Annotated in this window: 2 tRNA genes; both read right to left on the bottom strand. The window is 38.2% G+C overall.

Annotation, left to right across the window (positions count from 1 at the left end):
* Positions 1-469: 469 nt before the first annotated feature.
* Positions 470-546: transfer RNA gene (locus AZI32_RS17215), tRNA-Ile, on the bottom strand.
* 5 nt (positions 547-551) lie between these two features.
* Positions 552-627: transfer RNA gene (locus tag AZI32_RS17210), tRNA-Ala, on the bottom strand.
* Positions 628-723: the final 96 nt, after the last annotated feature.

The following is a 723-nucleotide window of genomic DNA, read 5'->3' as shown; positions in this document are numbered from 1 at the left end:
CGTCCTTCTTCGGCTCCTAGTGCCAAGGCATTCACCCTGCGCCCTTTGTAGCTTGACCTAAAAGATTTTTATAAACTACGTACTGTGTCGTCAACTTTCTTCGTTCCGATGCTCATTTACATAAGTAAACTCCACTTCTCACTCAGTCGTTTCCTAACATTACTTGTTTCTAAAAACTTTTCTAAAGCTTGTCATAAACTTCACACTGCTTCGTCAACTTTCCTCATTCCGATACTCACTTACCTTAGTAAGCTCCGTTTCTCATTCGGTCGTTTCCTAGCATTGTTCGTTTTTGCCAACTTTTTTTATTGTCATTTATACAAAAATTCGCATAAAATAGTTTATATTTTAAGGTTTTTATTGTCTTGACGAAATTGTTATATCTTTATTTAAAGGTTTAACAATGTCTTTTTATCACTGTGCAATTTTCAAAGAACAACAAATAATATATTAAACTTAATTAATATATTGGTGGGTCTAAATGGACTCGAACCATCGACCTCACGCTTATCAGGCGTGCGCTCTAACCAGCTGAGCTATAGACCCATATATGGTGGAGATAAAGAGATTCGAACTCTTGACCCCCTGCGTGCAAGGCAGGTGCTCTCCCAACTGAGCTATACCCCCATATAAGGACTTTGGTCCTTCAAAATTAAACAGATAACATAGTACCAGATGTCACAAAGTGTTACCTTTGTGCCGACTCCCTAGAAAGGAGGTGAT

It is taken from the genome of Clostridium sp. ATCC 25772 (genome assembly GCF_001573875.1).
GTDB classification, from domain to species: domain Bacteria; phylum Bacillota; class Clostridia; order Clostridiales; family Clostridiaceae; genus Clostridium_J; species Clostridium_J senegalense.
The sequence above is the reverse complement of the archived record's forward strand: the minus strand, read 5'-3'. Positions and strand labels throughout refer to the sequence as shown.